The sequence below is a fragment of the Motilimonas pumila genome, from assembly GCF_003596335.1.
Classification (GTDB): Bacteria; Pseudomonadota; Gammaproteobacteria; order Enterobacterales; family CBDFNC01; genus Motilimonas; species Motilimonas pumila.
Map to the genome: position 1 here is coordinate 67,384 of NZ_QZCH01000015.1, position 20,700 is coordinate 88,083.

18 protein-coding genes are annotated in these 20,700 nt (G+C 46.9%); 4 read left to right on the forward strand and 14 right to left on the reverse strand.

From position 1 onward, the window contains the following. Positions 1-10: 10 nt before the first annotated feature. From D1Z90_RS12340 to D1Z90_RS12360, 5 genes are all read right to left on the reverse strand, one after another. On the reverse strand, positions 11-1,054 hold the full coding sequence (locus D1Z90_RS12340) for a succinylglutamate desuccinylase/aspartoacylase family protein (protein ID WP_119911075.1): 1,044 nt from the start codon (positions 1,052-1,054) through the stop codon (positions 11-13). After that, a complete protein-coding gene (gene rimK / locus D1Z90_RS12345) occupies positions 1,055-1,960 on the reverse strand; it encodes a 30S ribosomal protein S6--L-glutamate ligase (RefSeq protein ID WP_119911076.1) in 906 nt (301 codons plus the stop codon). 241 nt (positions 1,961-2,201) lie between these two features. Further along, positions 2,202-3,569 carry an L-serine ammonia-lyase gene (locus tag D1Z90_RS12350; RefSeq protein WP_119911077.1) on the reverse strand — a complete coding sequence of 456 codons (1,368 nt, stop codon included), beginning with the start codon at positions 3,567-3,569 and terminating at the stop codon, positions 2,202-2,204. A gap of 69 nt (positions 3,570-3,638) precedes the next feature. Continuing rightward, positions 3,639-4,934, reverse strand: a complete 1,296-nt coding sequence (locus tag D1Z90_RS12355; protein WP_119911078.1) for a serine/threonine transporter — start codon at positions 4,932-4,934, stop codon at positions 3,639-3,641. Between the two features lie 320 nt (positions 4,935-5,254). Beyond that, a complete protein-coding gene (locus D1Z90_RS12360; RefSeq protein ID WP_119911079.1) occupies positions 5,255-6,496 on the reverse strand; it encodes a threonine/serine exporter family protein in 1,242 nt (413 codons plus the stop codon). A gap of 212 nt (positions 6,497-6,708) precedes the next feature. On the opposite strand from D1Z90_RS12360, the gene D1Z90_RS12365 reads away from it, so the two are divergent. Both D1Z90_RS12365 and D1Z90_RS12370 read left to right on the forward strand, forming a co-directional pair. Continuing rightward, positions 6,709-8,517, forward strand: coding sequence for a GGDEF domain-containing protein (locus tag D1Z90_RS12365; RefSeq protein ID WP_119911080.1), 1,809 nt, complete (start codon positions 6,709-6,711; stop codon positions 8,515-8,517). 38 nt (positions 8,518-8,555) lie between these two features. Further along, complete coding sequence (locus D1Z90_RS12370; protein WP_119911081.1) at positions 8,556-9,155, forward strand: beta-phosphoglucomutase family hydrolase; 600 nt, start codon at positions 8,556-8,558, stop codon at positions 9,153-9,155. A gap of 62 nt (positions 9,156-9,217) precedes the next feature. Here the strand turns inward: D1Z90_RS12370 and metE are convergent, their stop codons facing one another. Then, positions 9,218-11,521: a 5-methyltetrahydropteroyltriglutamate--homocysteine S-methyltransferase gene (gene metE, locus D1Z90_RS12375; protein WP_119911082.1), complete on the reverse strand. Its 2,304-nt coding sequence runs from the start codon at positions 11,519-11,521 to the stop codon at positions 9,218-9,220. 167 nt (positions 11,522-11,688) lie between these two features. Between metE and D1Z90_RS12380 the strand changes: the two genes are divergently transcribed. Continuing rightward, positions 11,689-12,819: a DNA alkylation repair protein gene (locus tag D1Z90_RS12380; protein ID WP_119911083.1), complete on the forward strand. Its 1,131-nt coding sequence runs from the start codon at positions 11,689-11,691 to the stop codon at positions 12,817-12,819. 10 nt (positions 12,820-12,829) lie between these two features. Here the strand turns inward: D1Z90_RS12380 and D1Z90_RS12385 are convergent, their stop codons facing one another. After that, positions 12,830-13,657, reverse strand: a complete 828-nt coding sequence (locus D1Z90_RS12385) for a universal stress protein (protein ID WP_119911084.1) — start codon at positions 13,655-13,657, stop codon at positions 12,830-12,832. A 236-nt stretch (positions 13,658-13,893) separates the two neighbouring features. On the opposite strand from D1Z90_RS12385, the gene D1Z90_RS12390 reads away from it, so the two are divergent. Then, positions 13,894-14,262 carry a hypothetical protein gene (locus tag D1Z90_RS12390; RefSeq protein ID WP_119911085.1) on the forward strand — a complete coding sequence of 123 codons (369 nt, stop codon included), beginning with the start codon at positions 13,894-13,896 and terminating at the stop codon, positions 14,260-14,262. A 17-nt stretch (positions 14,263-14,279) separates the two neighbouring features. Here the strand turns inward: D1Z90_RS12390 and D1Z90_RS12395 are convergent, their stop codons facing one another. The 7 genes from D1Z90_RS12395 to D1Z90_RS12430 all read right to left on the reverse strand — a co-directional run bounded on the left by D1Z90_RS12395 (position 14,280) and on the right by D1Z90_RS12430 (position 20,382). Continuing rightward, positions 14,280-15,020: an amino acid ABC transporter ATP-binding protein gene (locus tag D1Z90_RS12395; RefSeq protein WP_119911086.1), complete on the reverse strand. Its 741-nt coding sequence runs from the start codon at positions 15,018-15,020 to the stop codon at positions 14,280-14,282. Next, positions 15,017-15,703, reverse strand: a complete 687-nt coding sequence (locus D1Z90_RS12400) for an amino acid ABC transporter permease (RefSeq protein WP_119911087.1) — start codon at positions 15,701-15,703, stop codon at positions 15,017-15,019. The genes D1Z90_RS12395 and D1Z90_RS12400 overlap by 4 nt, the downstream gene beginning before the upstream one ends. After that, on the reverse strand, positions 15,703-16,461 hold the full coding sequence (locus D1Z90_RS12405) for an amino acid ABC transporter substrate-binding protein (RefSeq protein ID WP_119911088.1): 759 nt from the start codon (positions 16,459-16,461) through the stop codon (positions 15,703-15,705). The genes D1Z90_RS12400 and D1Z90_RS12405 overlap by 1 nt, the downstream gene beginning before the upstream one ends. 514 nt (positions 16,462-16,975) lie before the next feature. Then, positions 16,976-17,512: a hypothetical protein gene (locus tag D1Z90_RS12415; RefSeq protein ID WP_119911090.1), complete on the reverse strand. Its 537-nt coding sequence runs from the start codon at positions 17,510-17,512 to the stop codon at positions 16,976-16,978. A 54-nt stretch (positions 17,513-17,566) separates the two neighbouring features. Further along, positions 17,567-18,487 carry an endonuclease/exonuclease/phosphatase family protein gene (locus D1Z90_RS12420; RefSeq protein WP_119911091.1) on the reverse strand — a complete coding sequence of 307 codons (921 nt, stop codon included), beginning with the start codon at positions 18,485-18,487 and terminating at the stop codon, positions 17,567-17,569. A gap of 175 nt (positions 18,488-18,662) precedes the next feature. Beyond that, positions 18,663-19,220 carry a DJ-1/PfpI family protein gene (locus tag D1Z90_RS12425; RefSeq protein WP_119911092.1) on the reverse strand — a complete coding sequence of 186 codons (558 nt, stop codon included), beginning with the start codon at positions 19,218-19,220 and terminating at the stop codon, positions 18,663-18,665. 76 nt (positions 19,221-19,296) lie between these two features. Continuing rightward, positions 19,297-20,382: an alpha/beta hydrolase gene (locus D1Z90_RS12430; protein ID WP_158587126.1), complete on the reverse strand. Its 1,086-nt coding sequence runs from the start codon at positions 20,380-20,382 to the stop codon at positions 19,297-19,299. Positions 20,383-20,700: the final 318 nt, after the last annotated feature.

Here is a 20,700-nt window from a genome sequence, read left to right on the forward strand (position 1 = left end):
TTATTTTCCCTTACTTTGGTTGTTCAGTGAAGGTTGCCGACGGCGTGATATCACTCACTGCATCATGCATTAGCTCTATGTTTTCGACCAAGCTGTCATCGTCAATATCGCCGAAGTAGGCAACGTGATACATGGCGTCGCCTTCTTGCACTAACGGTATGTTTTGTTTACCGATGATAATGCCCGAGCGAGCCGAAACAACTTGGTCGATCAAGGCTCCTAAGGGGCTATTAATCTCTGCCATAACATCGCCTTTTTCAACCATTTGGCCAAGGCTTACAAACTCTTGCACAAAGCCGCTGGCGCTGGCTCTGAGCCATTCGCTGCGGTTGGCGATAAACGGCTCTATTTTATTGCGTGCGCGGCGTTTACTGATAACGTTGAGCGCGGCCAATACTTTAAGCGTGCCTTTTACCCCAGTTTGAATGGATAGTTCATCAAAACGCAATGCTTGGCCTGCTTCGTACAATAATACCCGGCAACCTTTGTTTACCGCAGACTCCCGCAATGAACCGTCGCGGATGTCTGCGTTCAGTAGCACTGGCACGCCAAACGCAGTTGCCAGCTCTTTGGTTTCTTCATCTTTTAAATTGGCGCGTATTTGCGGCAAGTTAGAACGGTGAATCGCACCTGTGTGTAAATCGATGCCGTAATCACAGTGACTGACCACTTCTTTTAAAAAGCGGTGCGCCACTCGGCCCGCTAAGGAGCCTTTACTTGAACCCGGAAAAGAGCGGTTCAAGTCGCGTCTGTCGGGCATATAACGGCTTTGGTTAAGCACGCCATACACGTTGACCATGGGCACTAAAATCAAGGTGCCTGATTTCAGCTTTAGTTTGCTTTTGATCAGGCGGCGAATGATTTCAATGCCATTGAGCTCGTCGCCGTGCACCGCAGCACTAACAAACACTGTGGGTCCGGCTTTCTTGGCACGGTAAACGTGCACGGGAATTGAGACTTGCGTATCTGTGTACAACTTAGCCACTGGAATTTCTAGCTGACGCTCTTCTCCTGGCGCTATTTCTATCCCTGCAATCTCAAGTAGGTTTGCCATTTAGCCTTGCCCTTTGGTTCGGTTTGCGTTGGGTTTCGCATTCTTTTCAATAAATTCGTACAACAATCCCGCGACGTTTTTGCCGGTTGCGTTTTCAATGCCTTCCAGTCCGGGCGATGAGTTTACTTCCATTACCACGGGGCCGCGGTTCGATTGCAAAATATCGACGCCACAAAAGTTGAGACCCATGGCTTTGGCAGCATTGATCGCCGTCGCCCGCTCTTCTTTGGTAAGGCGTACTAACTGGGCAGTGCCGCCACGGTGCAGGTTCGACCTAAACTCGCCTTCACCTGCTTGACGTTTCATCGCCGCAATCACCTTGTTGCCGACCACCAAGCAGCGAATATCTGCGCCGCCTGCTTCTTTAATAAATTCTTGCACCAAGATATTGGCTTTCATGCCCATGAAAGCTTCAATGACACTCTCTGCTGCTTTATTGGTTTCAGCAAGTACCACACCAATGCCTTGCGTGCCCTCAAGTAATTTAATGACCAAAGGCGCGCCGCCAACGTTGCGAATTAAATCCTGAATTTTATCAGGGCGGCTCGCAAAGCCAGTTCGAGGAAGCCCCAAGCCTTTTCGCGACAAGAGTTGCAACGAGCGTAACTTGTCTCGAGAGCGACTAATGGCGACAGATTCATTGACACAAAAGGTGCCCATCATTTCAAACTGACGCACCACCGCGGTACCGTAGAAGGTGATGGATGAGCCAATGCGTGGGATCACTGCGTCGTAAAGTGGCAAATCTTCACCGTTATAACGCACCTTAGGAGAGTTACTGGTGATGTCCATATAGCAATGCAATGTATCAATAATATCGACTTGGTGGCCCCGTTCTTCGCCCGCTTCTTTTAAGCGGCGAGTAGAGTACAAATTTTCGTTACGTGAAAGGATTGCAATGCGCATATTTTTGCCTATTAAGTTACCTGATTAATGGGGTGTATTTGTCGAAGCGAAAACTACAACTAGGTTGCAAAAATGAACAACAAATAATTTTTATCCTAGCGATAAAACTCCAAATGCAAATTTCAAATCTGTTTAGTTTTTATTAAGTTAAGTACAGCTTTTGAAATTGATAAAGTAATTAAAAGGTATAAAAAAAGCCAAGCGTTAGCTTGGCTATGATAAGGCGAGAATTAAGAACAGCTTAGGTGCAGGTATAAGCGACTTTAATGGCTAATCCACCTTGTGACGTTTCGCGATATTTGGCGTTCATGTCTTTGCCGGTTTCGTACATGGTTTCAATTACCTTGTCCAAAGAAACCCGTGGTTCAGAGTTTCGGCGCAGAGCCATGCGGGAGGCATTGATAGCTTTCATGGCAGAAATAGCGTTACGTTCAATGCAAGGCACTTGCACTTGGCCAGCTACAGGGTCACAGGTGAGTCCTAAGTGGTGTTCCATGGCGATTTCAGCCGCTTCGGCGACTTGCATGGCACTGCCGCCCATCAATTCGGTCAAACCGGCCGCAGCCATTGAGCAAGACACGCCAATTTCGCCTTGGCAGCCGACTTCAGCGCCGGAAATGGATGCATTGCGCTTGTATAAAATGCCGATGGCAGAAGACGCTAAGAAGAAACGCGAATATTGCTCGACACCAACAGGTTCAATGAATTTGTCGTAATAAGCCAATACCGCAGGAATGATACCCGCAGCGCCGTTAGTGGGCGCAGTCACTACACGGCCACCAGCAGCATTTTCCTCACTTACCGCGAGGGCAAACATGTTGACCCAATCCACGATGATCATAGGATCGCTGGCTAACTGACCCGCGGTTGCTAACTGGCGGTGCAAAGCCGGTGCTCGACGCGGCACACGCAGGGGACCAGCCAATAAGCCCTCAGTACGACAGCCTCGATCGATGCCTTCTTTCATGGTTTGCCAAATTTGACCAAACTCGGTCATGATGGCTTCATGGCTACGACTGCATTTTTCATTTTCCATCATTAGCTTGCTAATACTGATGCCGTTGATAACGCACTGATCAATAAGCTCTTGCGCGCTACTGAATGGGTAATTTACCGTGTGTTTGCTGGTTTGCACCTGATCGAAGTGCTCTTCATCAACGATAAAGCCGCCACCAGTAGAGTAGTACGTTTTGCTATAAACCAAGTTAGCACCTTGCCAAGCGTGGATTTTCATGCCGTTTTCGTGCAGTGGCAGGACCGCGTCGATGAAGTTCATGGCCGCAGCCGGAAAACGCACTTGATGTTTATTGAGGGCAATGGGCAATACCGCTTCGTTGGCGACTTTGGCCAGAAATGCTGGAATCGCATCAATATCAACGTTATCTGGGCTAAACCCTGCCAAGCCAAGCAATATAGCGCTGTCGGTGTTATGGCCTTTGCCTGTAAGAGATAACGAGCCGTGCACGTCTACCGTGATGGCATCTATTTTAAGCAGTAGTGCTTGTTGATCTAATTCGTCAACAAATTGCTTAGCGGCTTTCATTGGGCCCACCGTGTGTGAGCTTGAAGGGCCGATGCCAATTTTAAAGATATCAAATGCACTGTACATAATGTATTCCTTCATCATAGGGCCAGCCTGTTGACTGGCCCGGTAGCCGTTATCGTGATTGCTGACGGGTTAAGCGATAAGTTTGAACAAGATGGCTGAGATAGCGACCAAGCCCATACAAGTGATAAACACGTTGGCAATGGTGCCTTGGTACTTAGCCATTGCAGGAACACGCTTGATGGCGTACATCGGCATTAAGAACAAGATGGTTGCGATGATTGGGCCGCCCAAGTCTTCAATCATGCCCAGTACACTTGGGTTGATGATGGCAACAATCCAAAGCGTGACAATCATAAAGCCAATAGTGAACAGGTTAACTTGCTTCTCATCCACTTTTTTACCCATGGCTTTTGCTTGCTTCATGATGATGCCGTTCATGCCTTCTCGAGCGCCTAAGTAGTGACCGAAGAAAGAAGACACTATGGCAACAAATGCAACGATAGGGCCAAAGTATTCAATCAGTGGGCTGCCGTGCACATTGGCCAAATAAGACAAGATAGGCAAGTTTTGTGCTTTCGCATCTGCCAGCATTTCTGGCGTAAGGCTTAATACCACAGAGAATACGAAGAACATAACGAAACCTAACAGCATGGCTGAAGTGCGCTTCAGTATCGCGTCAGATTTTGCGACCGCGTCTTTACCGTACTGCTCGCGTTGTTTCATCGCAAAGCTACTGACCGCGGGTGAGTGGTTAAAGGCAAATACCAATACTGGGATGGTGAGCCACAAGGTCGTGGTGAAATCAAACGCTGAAGGCGCTTGGCTAATGGCCGAAAAATTCCAGCCTGGTATGAGGTATAAAGACATGCCGGCAAGGATGACAACCAAAGGGTAAACCAGAAACTGCGTCACTTTTAGCATCAGCTTCTCACCTGCAATCATCACCGACATCATGCCCATGATCAGTACAATAGAGAGCAACCAGCGTGCTGGCGCGGCCATGCCAAGCTGGTGGATCATAAAGCTTTCTACCGTATTGGTGATACTGACACCGTAAATTAACAAAATAGGGTAAATGGCAAAGAAGTAAAGCAGCGTAATCAGTTTGCCTGCGCCAGTGCCAAAGTGTTCTTCCACTACATCAGTGATATCAGCATTTGGATTTTTAGAAGAGAGGACAAAGCGAGAGAGGTTCCGGTGTGCGAGATAAGTCATGGGGCCGACAATGATGGCCATCATCACGAGCGGCCAAAACCCTCCTAAACCGGCATTAATGGGTAAGAATAAAATGCCGGCACCTACTGCGGTACCAAACAAGCTGAGTACCCAAGTGGTATCGACCTTGTTCCACGTCTGGGCAGATAGCTCAGTGCTCTCTGACGTATTGGCACTGAGGTCTGTATTTGCGGTTATCTCATTTTTCATAAGTCCTCCACTTGGGACGCTATTGAATTTTTTTATGTTCCGGCAGGCTGTTATTGGTGCTATTGCCTATCTCTTTGGGATTATATAAATGGGGAGTCAGGCTTATAGTTGGGGAAAACCTTTAGTGTCATTGGGCGGTTACATATAACCTCAGGAGAATCTTGATTATGTTGTTTTATTTCAATGGTTTATATATTTACTCGCAGGCCAGTATGGAAGCTGGTGTTAGGCTTTTGTTACCGCTTTGTGATCTAGCGCAAGCCTGGCGGGATTGCGGCGAAAAGCGTCGCCGCAAGATGGGTGGAATAACGGATAGAGGCTTATAAGGTGCTTTTAGGCGGAATGGCAACATTGGCAAAGACCAATCCAGCCACTAACGACATAAAGATTAAAAAGGTTTGTGAGCCCAAGTTAGGTACGTTGACGATGGCTTCTCCAAGCACCATGCTGTTTAAACTGATGTAGGCTTTACTGCCTGGCACCAGTAATATTATGCCGGGCAGTAACACCACCGAAGTCGGAGATTTACGAATGCTGGCGTATAAATTACCGTACACCCCGACAGCAAACGCACCAACAAAGGGACCCAGCGCTTCGCCCAAGTAATGGCTACCTAACGAACTGGCGCTGAAAGCGAGTAAGCCGGCAATGACTCCCCAAATAATGTCTTTTTTTCGGACTTTAAACACCACGGCTAAGCCAGAAGATAACAGCATAACGGCGCACCACTTACCCCAAATAGGCATATTGAAAACCTCGGGCGGATACGCCGGCCCCCATGCCATAGCGCCCAGAGACATACCAAGCACGGCGCCAAAATAGAGCTTAAACATGACCATGCTGGCATCCATTATCCTGGCGGTGCCAGAGACCAGTTCGCGAGAAGCCAGCTCACTCAAAGCCATGGTGAGTGATAGTCCAGGTATAAAGATAATAATGGCGGAAAGTACTACCACGGAGACGTTTACGTTAGGCTCAAACGTGGCCACCGCCATGGCGAGAAAGGCCGTAATGATCGCGACTAAAGGCTCGAGAGATTCACTTATTCGACGCGAACGCTCGGCGCGAGCGGTTAAGTAATAGACGACTAAACTTAATACCCCTGCCCACAGCGTGGTGTCCCAGTTACTCGACATCAACATAGCAAATGCGCCGCCACTGCTGACAAAGGCGAGGGCGACCCAAATTTGATGGTAAGGGTTTGGCTTTTGTTGGATCTCTTTTAAGCGGGCCAATGCTTGCGGTAAATTCATTTCCTGCTGCAACACTTGCTCCACCAGTTCATTGGTTCGAGCTAGGCTACCAAGGTCAATCTCACCGGGTTTTACACGCACAATATGGGTGCTTTCTTGCTGGTTATCGTCGTCTTCTTCTGGCCCGGGTTGCCACAAGACAAATGTCAGCATAGTAGGCGTGACCATAAAAGAGCCCTGCAAACCTATGGTTGAAGCCACTTTGCGCAAATGTGCTTCAAGGCGATAGGCTGGCGTACCAAAAGTATGCAGTGCGGTTCCCAACTTAATGATAAAGCGACGTTTTACGTCAAAGGCATTTTGAGTCATGAGCTTGCACGTAGATGAAAAAGAGAATTAAACATACCACAACAACTTGATCCTAGAGCGACTACGCTTACAAATAGGTGAAGTAAGGTAAATCCTGCCAGAGCATGATTTTATCTATCAGTATGATCCATCGCCTAAATTTTGAGAGATTATTTCACTTTTGCATGGCTCACTGGGTATAGTGAGTCTTAACACTGAAAAAGAGAGCTGCCGTGTTGAGATTTTTGTGGGGACTTAGCTGTTGGTTATTTGCCTGCTCAGTACTGGCTGAGCCGACTCAATTTTGGTGGCAAAACCCGCAACAAAAAGTGCAAGAGTTGGAGTCGGTAGTCCAGCAGAGCGAACCACGGCCGAATCCACGCCAAGTGTTACTTCTGGCGAAAATTTATGATGATATTGGCCGCCACGTAGCCGCGAAAAAATTGTTTTCTTCAGTAGAGCAAAGCACTTTGACCACCGACCTTGGGCATTTTCGCTTTTTAATTGTTCAGTCTCGAATGGTGACTGAATTTGAGGTAAGTCTTGGCATTTTGCGTCAAGCAGTTGCCTTAGCCCAGCGCAGCGGTTTGCAATATCACTATTTCCTCGCGCTGTCTGATCTTATCAGTTTGAAAATGTCTAGCCCAGACTTATTAGGTACCTTGGAGCTGCTACAAACTACTTACGAAGAAGCGCAAGCGTTGAACTCGCCCTTGCTTGCCGTGTTGGAAAACTCATTCGGTAATTATTACCTGAAAACGCAACAACCTGAGCTGGCGCAGCAGTCGTATTTGCGGGCTTTAGAGCTGGCGAAAGAAGTCAACCATCAGATTCTATTACATAAAATTTATCACAACCTATCCATTCTCTACGCTCGACAAGGCGATATGGAGTCGGCTCAAGAAGCGCTGATTAACATGTTGTTACAAAGTCAGATAAACGCTTCCCCGACCCAGCAATTTTATTCTTACATGGCTAAAGCCCGGTTTCATTTATCAGAAAAAACCTATCATCAAGCGTTGCTTGATATCAATCAAGCGATCATGATGCAGCCAAAAGATTCAGGCGATAATATCGCCTTGGAAATGCACTACATTGCAGCGCAGGCTTATGCGCATCAAGCTGAAGTGAATGTGGCCCTAAAGCATATAGAGCAGGCTTACGACATCATTGAAGCTAATCCAGACGATGAGAAAGGGCGTTGGCAAAAATATTATCAAACCAAAAGCCAAGTCTTTGCGGCTTTAGGTTTGTATAAATCGGCTTACGACAGTTTAGATAAATTTATCAAACTCTATTTGTCTGATGAGCACAGCCAACTCGATAAAGTGCGCACCGAATTAGAGGTGCGCTACCGGGTCGAAAGAGGTGAGTTTGAAGCCGAGCTGCTGAGAAAGAATAATCGCTTGCAAGAGTTAGAGCTTGAAAGCGCGTTGCGGCAAAAGCAGCGGTTCTATTTTGCCATGTTTATTTTAAGTATTTTTCTATTAGGCGGCGCCTTTTACCTCATCAAGGTAATAAGAGGTCGTGCCCACTTACGCCAGCAAATTAGCTTAGACCCGTTAACTCAGCTGTATAACCGTCGCCATTATGATTTGGCCTTGGTGAGTTTATGGCAGCATCGTCAACAGCAAGGCTTTGCAGTTTTGGCGCTAGACATCGATCACTTTAAAAGCATTAATGATAATTATGGCCACGGTTTTGGCGACCAGGTTTTGATTCAAGTGGCGAAGCAAATTCAAGCGTGTTTACGCCAGCAAGATATTGCTTGTCGTATTGGCGGTGAAGAGTTCATGATATTTATCACCAACGACAATGCCGATATTGTGACTAATTGTGCTGAGCGTTTACGCAGCACCATAGGGCGTTACGAATATATCGTCTCGGGTGGTGCGATGTCGGTCACCGTGAGTATAGGCGTCAGCTTTGCTTATCAACATAATCGCCCTGACGACTTAATCAACTCTGCGGATAAAGCCTTGTATCAAGCAAAAAATGGCGGCCGCAATCAAACGGTATTGTATGAAGAGGACAGTGAATGATAGCGTAGCGGGGCCGTTTTCTTTTCAATAGGCTTTTTATGAAGATTGATTTACAGCGCTACCAAGGCATTATTTTTGATATGGATGGCACCTTGGTGGATTCCATGCCATTGCACCTAAAAGCGTGGCAACTCACCGCGCAGCAGTTTGGTTTTGATTATGAGCACGATTGGCTTTATAGCAAAGGTGGCACGCCCACTTTGGGCATAGCTAAGCAGTTAAATGTTCGTCAAGGTACCAATTTCGACCCGCAGCAGCTAGTGCAACAAAAGCGCACGTACTTTGACCAAATTCGTCATCAAGTCAGTATCATTGACGCCACTTTTGAGCTGGTGAAAGTGCATCATGGTGCTAAAAAATTGGCGATAGGCACGGGGGCCGATGGCCGTACCACAGATTTTATTGTCTCCACCTTAGCACTAGGGCCTTGGTTTGACACGATTGTGCATGCAGACCAAGTTTCAGCTCATAAACCCGAGCCTGATACCTTCCTGTTGGCCGCCAAGCAGTTAGGCCTTGAGCCAAAAGACTGCGTGGTTTTCGAAGATACCGCCACCGGTGTAGCGGCAGCAAAAGCCGCTGGCATGGATTGTTACTTGGTTGAGCAAGGGCGAATAACGCAATTTTTTACGCCTTAATAGGGGGGTGATTTAGCAATAAAAAAGGCCACTGTGTAGTGGCCTTGTTAAGAGAGCTTTGGTTAAGCTTGTTCTTGGCGCAGCTGCTTAGCGGCTTCGACCATGTTTTTCAGGGCGGCATTGGTTTCTGGCCATTTGCGTGTTTTTAGGCCGCAATCAGGATTCACCCATAGTCGCTCTGGATTAATGCGTTTACCCGCCGCTTTAATCAGGTTAACCATCCATTCCTTTTCAGGTACGTTTGGCGAGTGAATATCGTACACGCCAGGGCCTATATCATTTGGGTAGCTGAAGGTATTAAACGCTTCGAGCAACTCCATGTTAGAACGCGATGTTTCAATGGTAATTACGTCTGCATCCATCGCCGCGATAGACGGTAAAATGTCGTTGAATTCGCAGTAACACATGTGAGTGTGGATCTGCGTTTCATCTTTGACGCCGCTGGCACTGATGCGGAATGCTTCGGTTGACCAATTTAAATATTCGGTTTGCTGTGAGGCTTTGAGAGGTAGCCCTTCACGCAGCGCAGGCTCATCAATTTGAATCACCTTAATACCGGCTTGCTCTAACGCCACCACTTCATCACGGATGGCCAGCGCAATTTGTTTAGCGCAGGTTTCGCGGCTAATGTCGTCACGATTAAAGCTCCAACACAAGATGGTCACAGGGCCTGTTAGCATGCCTTTCATTGGTTTATTGGTGAGGGACTGAGCAAACTCGGTCCAGCTGACGGATAAATCTTGGCTGCGCTTAACGTCACCATAGATAATCGGCGGCTTAACGCAGCGAGAGCCGTAGCTTTGTACCCAAGCAAACTGGGTAAAAGTAAAGCCGTCTAGGCGTTCACCAAAATATTCAACCATGTCGTTACGCTCTGGCTCACCATGAACTAATACGTCCAAATCTAGGGCTTCTTGGGCCTTAACTACGTCGCGTATTTCCTCTTGCATGGCCGCAATATACTCAGGCTCACTCAGCTTACCTTGCTTAAAGGCGGCGCGGGCTTGGCGAATTTCAGGGGTTTGTGGGAATGAGCCTATTGTTGTGGTTGGGTAAGCGGGCAGGTTTAAGTGAGCCTGTTGTTGCTTAATACGATTGGCAAAGTCACTGTAGCGTTGGCTCGCTTCGCTGGTTAAGTTGGCGACGCGTTGCTTGACGTCTTCACGGTGAATTTTGTCCGAGCTTGCCCGTGAAGTGACCACTTCATCACTGGCTAACAAGGCTGCTTGGCTCTCGCTGGCAGAGGGAGATTCAATGATGGCTTTTAACTGGCCTAACTCGTTGAGCTTTTGTTTCGCAAACGCCAGCCATGATTTTATCGTCGGGTCTAACTTTTGCTCAGAATCTAAATCGACAGGGCTGTGCAATAAGCTACAAGAAGGTGCAATCCACAAGTTTTCGCCAAGCTGAGCGGCGGCTCCTGTTAGTTTTGCGGCCGCACTGCGCAGGTCTGTTTTCCAAATATTGCGACCATTAATAATACCGGCAGAGAGCACCCAACCTTCTGGCAGGTTAGCTAAAACGGGTTTGAGCTGCTCCGGCGCTCGGACTAAATCAATGTGCAGGCCATTTACTGGTAGGCTTAATGCTAAGCTTTGGTTGTCCGCAAGGCTGTCAAAATAGCTGGCCAGTAAGATGTTAAGGCCCGAGTTGCTCAACGCTTGATACGCCACTTGGTAAGCATCGCGCCAGTCTTTTGGTAAATCGAGTACTAACGCGGGTTCGTCGAGCTGGACCCATTCTACGCCTAGGGCCTTAAATTCTGCCAGCAGCGCTTGATAGGCGGGTAACAGGCTATCCAGCAGAGACAGACGATCGAAGTCCCCTTGTGCTTTGCCTAACCAAAGGTAAGTTACTGGGCCAAGCAATACAGGTTTTACTTGATAACCTGCGGCAATGGCTTCTTTGGCTTCATCAATTAATTGGCTAAAGCTAAGTTGGAATGTTTGGTCTGCGCTAAACTCTGGCACTAAGTAGTGGTAGTTGGTGTCAAACCATTTAGTCATTTCACATGCCGCAGATTGCGGTGCGCAGCAACTGTGCTCACTGCTCTCCCCTGTGGTACCACGGGCCATCGCAAACAAGGTATCAAGATTGATGCTGCCATCTTTGCTTTGGTGGCGCGCTGGAATAACGCCAAAAGTGGCTGATAACGTCAGCACGTGATCGTACCAAGCAAAGTCGCCCACTGGGACTAAGTTCACCCCAGCGGCTTGCTGAGTTTGCCAGTTGTCATGACGAATTTTTTTTCCTACTGCTTGCAGTTCTTCGAGGCTAGATTTTCCAGCCCAGTAACTTTCTTGTGCGAATTTTAACTGACGGAAGTCTCCGACACGTGGGTAACCTAAGTTATTTAGCTGAGCCATATTGGTTCCTTGAATATTTAGCCGTTTAGATGGCTATATTCTTGTTTAATTACTCAGTTTAATCAAACTCATATTTTTTGGGTTTAACATGAATTTAATTCAATGTTGATTGTGGTCGCATCTTGGAACTTATTGAGTATGCTGAAGATGAATCATTAGGAGGGGATATGGCTACGGCACTTAAAGAGCATTTATCAGAGACTGCAGTTAATAGAATAAGTCAGTGTTTTGAAAGACTTGAAGGTGCTTTCTTACAGCAGTGCGGGCATCCTTTTGATGCCGTTAGTTTCAAGCAGCAAGCCTTATCAGGGTTAGAAGCGCTGTCGTTAAAGCAGCGGGTCAAACATTTGATAGCAGCCATTCATCACTGCTTACCCGCTGATTTCTTGCAAGCTGCGGCGATTTTACAGCAAGCTCCTGCAGCGTTTCCTGTGGCTGACGCAGAGGATAAAATGGCGGGATTTGCCGCTTGGCCATTAATAGATTATGTCGCCGATTATGGCTTAGCGCACCCTCAAGTTGCGTTAGACACCTTGGCGACCTTAACCCGTATGTTTTCGGCTGAGTTTGCGGTGCGGCCATTTATTGAGAAATACCCACAGCAGACGCTGGCTCAAATGCTGCAGTGGACTCAGCACAAAGACGAGCATGTAAGGCGCTTGGCTTCGGAAGGCTGTCGACCTCGTTTGCCCTGGGGGTTACGGTTGCAACAGTTTGTGCAAGATCCTGAGCCTATCATACCGATTTTGACCCAGCTTAATGCGGATCCCAGTTTGTACGTGCGGCGCTCGGTCGCTAATAACTTAAATGACATTAGTAAAGATCACCCACAACGTGTGATTGAATTGTGTCAGCAATGGCAACTGCTGCAGCAAGATCAGACCGACTGGCTAATCAGGCATGCTTGTCGTAGTTTGGTGAAGCAGGGGATGCCAGCGGCGTTCAGCTTATTAGGTTACAGCGAGCAGCCGCAAATTGAGTTGTCTGCTTGGCAGGCGGATAATCACGTGGCCATGGGTCAAGGGTTGGCGTTTTCATTTGCGCTAACAGGGCTTGCGCCTTCGCAAAAAGCTGTGATTGACTATTGCATTCATTTTGTCAAAGCGAATGGCCAGTTGAGCCCTAAGGTATTTAAGTTGAAAAATGTTCACTTACAACAAGGACAGCAAATGCGTGTGGGCAAGCAGCATTCGTTTAAAGCCATTAGCACCCGTAAATACTATCCCGGTGAGCACTTGCTCACTGTACACTGCAATGGCCAAGAGTTGGCTCGTTGGCCATTTCAGTTAACAGAGTAATCGCCTTGTGCTATTGAGGCGCAACCAAATACAGGTCGGCGTCTGTTTTATGTAATACATGGTCTGGGCTGTTGCCCTCTAAAATTTCGCGATGGATGTGCTGGCCCATCACTACAAGGCCGGGTTGGCTCGCTAATACTTGTTGGCACAAGTGTTGATCCCGTTGGCCGATAAAATAATGCACCTTGCTGACATTGGCTTTGCTGTCTGTGATCAGCTGCGCCATTTTGGCTTCTGCATCAAGGGTCAGTTGAGCTTGTAATTTCTCTTGCTCTAACATTAGCTCATCACTGATTTCGGCATGTTGTAGCAAGTCGATGATGGTGATAACTTCCAACGGGCAGTGCAAGCGTTTGGCTAACTGTTTGGCGCGTTGTAACACGTGTTCACTGACTTCTGTCATGTCCAGCGCAACCAAAATAGACTTGGGGCTTAACACTCCGGTTTTATGGCCCAGTACTAAACAGTCATGTTGTAGGTCTTGCATAAGGTGCACTAAGTGGCCACTTAAACGCGGGTGCAGGCCACTGTGGCGACGGTGGTGACAGATAATACCTAAACTATTGATGGCGGCTGCGCGAGCATGGATACTGGGCACGATTTTGCCCTCAATGTGGTGCAGCGAAATAGGCAGTGCCGACTTTTCAAGTTGCTGTTTTAGCTTTGGCTCAGCGTCTTGCCATGCGTGTTGTTGGCGATGTAGCACAGATTCTAATAAGTGAGGCTCTACCACATGTAGGCACTCAACGGCGTTGGGTGGAGTGAATACGTCCAGTTTTTGCAATAAGCGAGCGTCGAGGGTGTCGAGATCTGCTGCTAATAACCACGTTTTTTCCATCTTTGCACCTTAAGTTGTAAAACCGAACCCAAAAGTATCGCTCATGCTCACTATTGCTTATGCTATGAATAAGGATGACGTGTTGCCGGTTTGATTGTCATCGACATTTTTCATTTGGCAGGCTAAGCGTCATGTTTGTCTGCGTTTACAGTATACAAGATCCATTGTAACGGCGAGTAAAACATGCAAGTAACTGCCATTTTCAGTAGCGTAAAATGAGGGCACAAAGGCGGCAAATGAAACGGCTTAAAGGACTCTTGATTAGCGCAATGATGGTTTGCATGAGTTTTGCTGTGTTGGCAAAGCCTTTTAGCAAAGACCAAGTGTATTTGAAAAAGGTGCGAGAAGAGCGCGGCTTAATTGTCTCGGTGCGTGCCAATATTTCCGGCTTTATTATTTGTCGGCTGCGTTTTCGCCAAGACGAGCTGTGGATTGTGATGGCGGCAAAAGAAACCAGTCGGCCATTGCTGCTGCGTGAAGGCCGCTATCATGAACCGAGTTTAGCATGCTCCGAGTATGATGGAGACAAACCCCACGGTGCTATGTGGCGCACCGTAAAGTATAAGAGCCTGCCTGAACATCATAAATTGATAGAGCTTTACTAGCACTATCAATCGCGGTGCTATAGTGGCTTAGTCGCTCGGCTTACAAACGCTTTGGTTCGCTCGCTTTGTGGTTGCTCAAAGATTTGCTCCGGTGGGCCTTGCTCGACAATCACACCGCCCTCCATAAAAATCACTTTGTCAGCAATTTCACGGGCAAATTGCATCTCATGGGTGACGACTATCATGGTTTGTTTCTCTTGCGCCAACTGTTGCATTACGGCAAGCACTTCCTCGACCCACTCAGGGTCTAACGCCGAGGTTGGCTCATCAAATAAGATGACTTCCCCCTTCGCCGCCATGGCGCGGGCAATGCCGACTCGCTGTTGTTGACCGCCTGAAAGCTGCGCAGGATACTGGCCAAGTTTGTCGCCTAAGCCGACTTTTTCCAAAATAGCTTGGCTGGTGGCCATGGCTTGTGCTTTCGGCTCGCGCCATACTGTCATTAAGCCTTCTGCAACGTTTTCTAATGCCGTTTTATTGGCAAACAATGCGTAGTTTTGAAATACAAAACTGCTCTGTTTACGCAACTGGTGAATGTGTTTATTGCTGGCATGGCTGGCGTCCACCTCTGCCGGACCGATAGTGATTTGCCCAGTAGTGGGGGCTTCTAAATAATTTAGGCAACGCAGCAAGGTCGACTTGCCGGTGCCAGATGGCCCAATGATGACGACGATTTCACCTTGCTGCACTTCAAAACAAATCTGCTTTAGTACGGTTAGGTCGCCGAATTTTTTACTTAACTGACTCACCTTTATCATTTTACATAAGCCTTATTTAAGTAAGTTTCGAGCATATACTGCAGCCGGGTGAAGATGATGACCACCACCCAATAAATGAGCGCCACTGCGACAAAGCTTTCAAAGAATTTAAAGCTGGAAGACGCTTCCATTTGCGTGGCTGACATCATTTCTACTACGCCGAGGGAGAAGGCCAGTGAGGTGCTTTTTATCATGTCGATAAAGTAGTTCATCAATGACGGCGTGGCGATACGCGTGGCTTGGGGCAAAATGATCCGTCGCATGGCTTGCAGCTTGGTCATGCCAATGCTGAGGCTGGCTTCCATCTGGCTGCGGTCTATGCCCAAGATAGCGGCGCGTATGCTCTCTGCCATGTAAGCGGAAAAGTGCAGTGACAAGCCGATGACAGCAGCCGTGAAGGCGTCCATATTGACCAGAAAGGGCACCAAGCGAGGCAAACCGTAATAGAATAAGAAAAGTTGTACCAGTAGCGGCGTTCCTCGGAAAAAGGAAATAAACAGCTGGCTCAACGGGTCTAAAATTGGCAGCTTAAATACCCGAATAATGGCGATAACCACCGCCAATACCAGCGCAAAGGCGAAGCCAAGCAACGCCATTTCCATGGTCACGCCGAGATACTTGAGTAACGTCGGCAGTAATTCTAGGGTATAAGCAAAGTCGAAGCTTACTTCAAAATCATTCATTATTGGGTAATGTCTGTATCAAACCATTTTTGAGAAATCTTGCTGAGCGTGCCATCGGCTTGCATTTCGCTAAGGGCGGCATTTACTTTTTCACGCAGGGTGTCTTGCTTAGCCGATTTCACAAATGGCATGGCATTTTTGATGGTTTCAAATGGTTCACCAGCCAGCTGTAAAGGCAGGCCTGATTTCTTGATTAGCTGGGCCGATGATACGCGATCCATGACAAACGCATCCGTTCGACCCAATACCACGTCTTGTTCAAAGCCGGAATCATAAGTAACAATGTCGATTTGCTTGTCTTTATCGTGGGCCCTTAGTAGTTGCTCAAAATTACTGCCGAGGTTTACGCCCACTTTCTTACCCGCTAAGTCATTAATGCTTTGAATATCTGTGCGGCCTTTTTTCACCACAATTTGAGCACCGTCAACCACGTAAGGGTTGGCAAAGTTGTATTTTTCCAGGCGAGCATCGGTCACTGTAATTTGGTTTGAAATAGTGTCGATGTGGCCAGCTTCAAGCATGCCAAACAGGCCTGAGAAATTGGCCGTTTCATATTTCACTTTAAAGCCTTGGCGTTTGGCTATTTCATCCCATACGTCAACCTCAAAACCTTGCAGTTCACCTTTTTGCACAAAAGTGAAAGGGAAGTAACGGCCAGACATACCGACTTTGACAACATCTTGGGCGAATGCGGGCACTGTCAGTAAGCTAGTCAGTGCAATCAGCCCAGCAATAAAAGGGGTAAACAGTTTTTTCATGGGATGCAGTCTCTTATGATTGAAGTGTTATTAGTTATATCAACATCCAATATTGGAATAAGGGATGGAGTTTAGATAACTAATTATTATATAGATGGTAGAAAAAATCACCTGCTAAAGGCTTTTTAAGTGGTGTTTTAGAGTCATATTTAAATCAATAATGGTTTTAAATACTGATTAACTAATCCTTGCCAGCAAGTAATGACGCTACTAATACAAATATAGACAGGAAAATATGGCCTTGCTGATAGTGTTTATAACTTGAGGTGGCAAGGGGCTTAAATAAGCTAAATACGGCTGTAAATAAAAGAGGCTCGTCATTGTTGGTAGCGGCAAAACTGAGAGTTGCTGAAGATAAAGATAAAGATAAAGGTAGAAATGTACCAAACACGATAAACCGCAACCGCGGCAAGCTTAAGGTTATAAAATAGGGATGCAGAAACTGCGGAAAATGAAGAAGGCTAGGCCTTGCGGTAAGCCTTCTTTAAATAAGTCTGCGATATGTTAAGCAGCACTATTCTAAAATAACGTCAATAATATTGGTTTTACCTCGGGTAAGGGTAACTTCACCGGTGGCGTAGGCTTTGGTGGCGGTTGCCTTGGCTTTAATATAGTAGGTACCGCTATTGGCGATCTCTTTCCAGCCATTTCTCAGCCACTCTGAATCCTTGATAAGAAAGCCTTCAGGGGACACTGGGAAATAGTGTATAGTGCCTTCCAAGTTACCGCCGCTGTCTAAATGCGTGGAGTTACGAAAGGCAATTTTGGTTAGGCCCTCAGGGTTAGCAACCACTTCGGCGACAGTCACTGTGCCATAATCACGACTAGAGCGGGTAGGGGAGGAAGTCCTGATCTTCTCACGGCCAGCTTTACTGCCTCGAGACACTGTAGTCTCGCCAATCGTTGGCACATCCATCGCTGATGATTTTGTGCTAGTACCTGTTGAATCCAAAATGCCATTAACCGCACCACGAGTTACGCTTTCAATTTCGTTCGATGCACAACCTGTAATGGCGAGGCTTAAGCCAATGGCTACTGCTATTTTCTTCATGCAAGAATTCCTTTCTAAATATATTTTGTCGGCGTGCTTCGAAACCTGGCTGAGTTAGCCTCGAGGCTGTATGTTTATGACAATGGCAGCATGATCGCTAGCTTGGCTGTCGGTGGCATAATTGGCGTGGGTTAGGTGGCGGTCAAAACACTGATACTGCTCAACCGTTGCGATTTGTTGATCATAATCGGGACTAAATTCCGCCGACAATAAGATGTAATCCAGAACATTTCCTTGACCGCCATAATAGTGGCTGGGTGGACGGTCTTCATTAGAAAGGCTCAGGTTAAAAGCGTCGTGTAAGCGCCAGAGCCTTTCGCTGTCTTGCCGATTGGGCTCAGGAACAACAAAAGCTAACGGCAATACATTTTTACTCAGGTCGTCGTTAAAGTCTCCCATAATGACCACGGGCAATTTACTTTGCTTGCGACGTTGGCAAATATCAGCCATTAACGCCGCCATCTCTTGATGACGTAAATTATCCGAAGCCCAGCGGCCAAGGTAGCACTCTAGCTCTTTCGGCGCCGCCTCTTGCTCTGGGGTTAATAGCGGGCGCTTTGATTTAAGATGCACGCTGTATATGTGAGTGGGGCCAATATGAGGCAATACAACTTCGCACAGCAATGGTGCGCGACTAAACGTAGCAGCGCATTGCTCGTCTATGTCACATGGCTGCAGGGGGTGCTTGCTGGCAATGGCCAACCCAGGTTTGCGATAGACATGACTTTCGGGCTCTAAAGCACTTGGGGTAAAGGCGAAGTAAGGGTAACCAAGATCGAAACAAAGTTGTTTAAGGTCGGGCCCTGAAAACACTTCCTGCATGGCAATGATATCGGCGTCAGCTTGTTGCAGGGTGTTTTTGAGCCAATTTTGCTTTTTTTGCCATTGCTCTGGCTCAAGAATATTTTCAAATTCGTATGCCGCATAGGGCGGTGCCACGTAATTAAGCAGGTTTAAGGTCAGTAAGCGTATCATGGGCCAGTTCTTTGCTGTGGGTGAAATGGCCTGAGGCCACTTATCCTTTGAATGAGTTATTCACTGCTATGTTGACAGTGGCAAGCGGCAGCAAGACACATAACTGAAAGCCATTTGCCAATAGGGTGCCGCTTACAATCGCTTTACCGCCATTGTAAGGGGCACTGTTACCTTGTTACAACAGCTTTAACAATTGCGCTAACCAAGCAGGGTGAGCCGGCCAAGCTGGAGCCGTCACTAGGTTACCGTCAGTATGGGCTTGATCCATCTCGATGTTTTGGTAGCGGCCACCGGCAGCTTCAACTTCTGGGGCGCAGGCTGGGTAAGCAGATATGGCTTTACCTTGCACCACTTTTGCCGCGGTAAGTAATTGTGCGCCATGGCAAATGGCAGCAATGGGTTTATTTTGTTGCTGAAACGCTTGGATCAGTGACAGCACCTCTGGATTCAAACGTAAGTACTCAGGTGCGCGGCCGCCAGGAATGACTAAAGCATCGTACTGCGAGGCTTGTACCGTTGAAAAATCTGCATTGAGGGTGAAGTTGTGGCCAGGCTTTTCGGTGTAAGTTTGGTCACCCTCAAAGTCGTGAATGGCGGTTTTGATGGTATCACCGGCAGCTTTATCTGGGCAGACTGCATCCACTTGGTGTCCTACCATTTGTAGCGCTTGAAAGGGCACCATGATTTCGTAATCTTCAACAAAATCACCGGCGAGCAGTAAGATCTTTGCCATGTAATATTCCTTTATATTGTTTTTGGTTAAAAAAATAGCGGCTTAAGTAAGCCGCTATAAGTGAGAGGTTGGTTTATTAATCGTCTTGTTGCGGCGCCGCGAGGTGCTTGCTTAAGAAGATAAGGTTTGCGTCAATGGTTTCACTTCTTTTATCTAAGTGGCCGCCATCAAACTCATGGAATTCTGCGTGCATACCTAATTGGCCGAGAGAGCTTGTTACCGCGGCCGTTGCTTCTACTAACCCAAATCCTGGTAAATCTAAGTTGCCCACTTCTGTACGAAGTGCAATGTGTTCAAAGCTTGTTGAGCTTGAATCAACCATTTTGATCTTAGAAGGTAAGTCAAAGTTGTCGCATTGGATAAAGTCTGCAAAAGAGAGCATATCTGGTGATTTGACATAACTTGGCGGGTTATTCGGTGCAGCAGACGTCACGGACATGATGCTGCGATAAAGGTATGTAAAGTCTTTAAAGACGTCAAACCCTGCAATGATTTCGCCAGAATTAAGGTAGGTGCTTGTGCCTAAATATATGTAACCACAAGTGGTCGCATCATTGTCGAGCACATAATCAGTCGGGCTTTGCGCCGCAACGGCTGAGAACATCTCTGGCGCTTCGAGCACGGTTGTAATGGCGCCGTAACCGCCCATTGAGAAGCCAATTAGGCCACGGCCCTCAGCGTCATCTATGGTTCTGAATTTATCATCAATCGCAGGAATCAGGTCTTGTAAGATATAATCTTGCCAATTACCGGTAATTTCTGAATTCTGATACCAACTGCCAATCATGGCGTCTTTAGCGTCTAAAGCAACAATGATCATTTCATTGACGTCACCTGAAGCAATTAATTTATCCATATTTGCATCAATATCTGGGTGCACATTACCGGTATAAAACCAATCGGCTGCGTCACCGCCAAAGCCATGCAAGGCATAAACTACTGGGTATTCAATTTCGTCATTTTCGTAGTAGCTAGGCGGCAGATAAACCATTACCTCACGGCTCGGATACGCCCCTGTGACGTTGTTTTCTAGCGACTCGCCATAGACTTGAATACGCTCTACCAAACCATTTTGGTGAGAGTACTCGGTGTTATTGCGAGCTGTTGCGCCTGTTGTTATTAAAATAGAAGCCGCACAAGCAGATAAAATGAAGTTTTTCATCATGATCCCTTTTGATGTTTTTTTGAGTTTTAAAGGGTATCAATATTTTTATTTGAAGTAATGTTAAACAACATAATTTGTAACCGAGATCTCTAATACTTAAGTTTAACCATATGTTTTTTATGCTATTTGTTGATTTATTATAGATGGATTTAATTGAGTGTAATGCTCGGTTATAGAAAAGCTTTGTAGCGATTAATCTTTAGATATGCGTAAGAGTTATATTTTGGTGGAATAGGTTGGTCGTTGTTGAATAATCATCAAGTGTTATTGCATTGAGCATTTAGGCGCATTGTTATCTCACTTAGAAAAGCCTAG